The following is a 3,355-nucleotide window of genomic DNA, read 5'->3' on the forward strand; positions in this document are numbered from 1 at the left end:
TCGAGGACGCGATCGACGTCGAGGACGACCATGAGCTGTCCGTCGAGGCGGTGGACGCCGCCGGCGAGCTTGGCCATGCGGGGATCGAGGTTGACGGGGTTTTCTTCCATGTTGTCTTCGGCAAGCCGCAGCACCTCGCCGATCTGGTCGATCAGCAGGCCGTAGGATTCACCGCGCAGGTCGACGCCGACCGCCATCGGCGGCTTGCCGTCCTCGGGCCTGGGCAGGCCGAGCCGGGCGCGCATGTCGACCACGGTGACGATGCGGCCGCGCAGGTTCAGCACGCCCGCGATCTCGCGCGAGGACAACGGAACGCGGGTGACGCGCTCGGGCATGAACACGTCCTGGACGCGGGAGATCGGCAGGCCGAACAGCTGGCCGCCGATCATCGCGGTGACGTATTCGACCATGGCGCCTTCGCCGGACGGGGTCTTCCTGGTCATGTGCGTATCTCCTGATCCATGCCGGTTTGTTGGAGCATGATCTCCGCGCAAACGCGTTCCGCGTTTGTCGCGAGGGAAAACCGCTTCACACTTTTCCGGATCATGCTCTTACGCCGCCGCCCGGCTCAGCTCGGAGGCGCCGGCGGCGCCCGCGGTCTGTTCCTTCAGCGCCGCGATCAGACCGGGACGGTCGAACTTGGCGACATAGTCGTGGAAGCCGGCCTGACGGCCGCGCTCGATTGCCGCCGGCGACACCAGCGCCGAGAGGCCGATGATCGGCATCGCGCCCAGATTGCTGTCGGAGCGGATAACTTCCGCGAACTCGAACCCGTTCATGTCGGGCATCTCGATGTCGGTCAGGACCACGTCGAAGGTCTGTGCGCGCAGAGCCGCGAGGCCCTCCTGCGCGGTCGGCGCGGTGCGGACCCGGTAGCCGGCGGCCTTGAGCACCGGAGCCAGCATGTTGCGGAAGAACGCGCTGTCGTCGACCAGCAGCACCGACTGCGAGTGCAGCGACGGCTTCATCTCCTTGCGGGTGAACCAGTCGGCGAACGCCATCGGCAGGAAGTGGCCGACGTCGATCACTTCGGTGGCCTGGCCCTTGATCACGGCCGAGCCGAGAATGCCCTGGCTGGAGCCGCCGACCTCGATGTTGAGCCGTTCCTCGACGATGTCGATGATCTCGTCGACGACGAGGCCCATGGAGCGGCCGTCGTCGGAGAACACCAGGATCGGCTGGGCGCCCTGGCTGGCAATGGTGACGCTCTCCATGGCAACCAGCGGCATCAGCTGCTCGCGGTACTGCACCATGTAGCGGCCGTTGCTGAACTCGATCTTGTCGGCGGGCAGCTCCTCCAGCCGCGTGACCAGCCCGAGCGGGACCGCCTTGGGCTGGGACGAGCCGGCGCGGAAGACCAGCAGCGAGGTGGTCTGCTCGCCCGTTCCGATGTGATGAGCCCCGTTCTCGTTGGCCATATCATGGGCCGAGGCGCCGGCGGCGCCGAGCGCCTTGGCAATGCCGTTGGGGTCGATGATCATGATGACCGCGCCGTCGCCCAAAATGGTGTTGCCGGAGAACATGTCGATGTGACGCAGCTTCGTCGACATCGGCTTGACCACGATTTCTTCGGTGTGGAACACGCCGTCGACGACGATGCCGAAGGTCTGGCTGCCGACCTGGGTCACCACGATAAAACCGTTCTCGGGATCGGAGACGGCGCCGTCGTCGATCTTGAGCAGCTTCTTGAGGTGGATCAGCGGCAACAGCTTGTTGCGCAACCTGAGGACCGCGGTGTCCTTGATGCGCTCGATGCGGTGCTCGGAGTTGGCGCGGGCACGGACCAGTTCGACCACGGCGAGCTGCGGGATCGCAAAACGGTCGCCGGCGGCCTCCACGATCAGCGCGGAGACGATGGCCAAGGTCAGCGGGATCTTGATGGTGACGGAGGAGCCCTCGCCGGCCACCGACTTGATGTCGATGGTGCCGCCGATCTGGTCGATATTGGTGCGCACCACGTCCATGCCGACGCCGCGTCCCGACACCGAGGTGATGGCGGCCGCGGTCGAGAAGCCCGGCGCGAAGATGAACTTGTGGATCTGGGCTTCGCTCATCTTCTCGAGCTCGGCCTCGGTGGCCAGACCCGAGGAGATCGCCTTGGCCTTGATCCTGTCGGTGTTGAGCCCGCGGCCGTTGTCGGCGATGCAGATGATGATGTGGCCGCCCTCGTGATAGGCGGACAGGCGGATGGTGCCCTGCTCGCCCTTGCCGCCGGCGAGACGCTCGGCCGGGGTCTCCAGGCCATGGTCGGCGGAGTTGCGCACCATGTGGGTGAGCGGGTCCTTGATCAGGTCGAGCACCTGGCGGTCGAGCTCGGTGTCGGCACCGTGCATCTCCAGCTCGATCTGCTTGCCGAGTTCGCCCGAGAGATCGCGGACGATGCGGGGCAGCTTCTGCCAGGCATTGCCGATCGGCTGCATGCGCGTCTTCATGACGCCTTCCTGCAGCTCGGCGGTGACGTTGGACAGCCGCTGCAACGGCACCTTGAACTCGGTGTCCTCGTTGCGGCGGGAGATCTCCAGCAACTGGTTGCGGGTCAGCACCAGCTCGGAGACCATGGTCATCAGATGCTCCAGCGTATCCACGTTGACGCGGATCGACTGGTTGGCGATGCGGTCGCCCTCGGAGGCCGTCTCGTCGGCCCCCGACTTCTTCGGGGCGGGCTTTGCCTTGGCGTCCTTGGCGTCCTTCGCCGTTTCCTTCGCCACAGGCGCCGGCGCTTCAGCGGCCGGCGCGGGCTCGGTCTTTACTTCAGCTTTGGCAACGGGCGCGGGGGCCGGGGCTTCGATCGCGGTCTCGCGGAAGGCGCGCTCGAGCTCGTCGAGCGACACTTCGCCCAGACGCAGCGGCCGCTCCAGGGTCTGGTCGGCCAACACGCCGGAGGTCGGCGCGGCTTCAACGGCGACAGGTGCTTCCGGCGCCAGCGGCGGCGATTCGGCCACGGGAGCAGCAGCAACACCTGCTGACATCGCCGCCATGCCGTGCTCGACCATCGCTTCCAGCTTCTCGATCAGGTCGCGGTCGGTGCCCTCGGGCTCGGCTTCGGTCGCCTCCAGACCGGCGAGGATTTCCTTGATGCGGTCGATCGAGGACAGGATCACCGTCACCGCCTGCCCCGTCACCGGCATGCCGTCACGGAATTTGCCCATCAGCGTCTCGCCGGCATGCGCCAGCGCTTCCAGGCGCGGCAATCCGAGGAAGCCGCAGGTGCCCTTGATGGTGTGGACCAGGCGGAAGATGTTATCCAGGATCTTGGCGTTGTTCGGCTCCTGCTCGAACTTCACAAGCTGATTGTCCACCGTGTCCAGGCTCTCGCCGGTTTCCGTCAAAAACTCCCGCAACAGATCATCCATGA

The 3,355-nt window shown here is 66.2% G+C and carries 2 protein-coding genes; both read right to left on the minus strand.

Translation table 11 applies throughout. The features are described 5' to 3' along the window. On the minus strand, positions 1-443 hold a 443-nt coding region (locus tag IVA74_RS00580), incomplete at its 3' end, for a chemotaxis protein CheW (protein WP_247338793.1). Positions 444-551: 108 nt separating this feature from the next. Then, positions 552-3,353, minus strand: a complete 2,802-nt coding sequence (locus tag IVA74_RS00585) for a hybrid sensor histidine kinase/response regulator (protein ID WP_247338795.1) — start codon at positions 3,351-3,353, stop codon at positions 552-554. Positions 3,354-3,355 lie beyond the last annotated feature (2 nt).

The organism is Bradyrhizobium sp. 132 (assembly GCF_023074185.1).
In the GTDB taxonomy this organism is placed as follows: Bacteria; Pseudomonadota; Alphaproteobacteria; order Rhizobiales; family Xanthobacteraceae; genus Bradyrhizobium.

What these genes read in the sequence shown, in the direction of transcription:
- IVA74_RS00585 (WP_247338795.1), bottom strand. Translation starts at nt 3,353, where the DNA reads ATGGATGATCTGTTGCGGGAGTTTTTGACGGAAACCGGCGAGAGCCTG.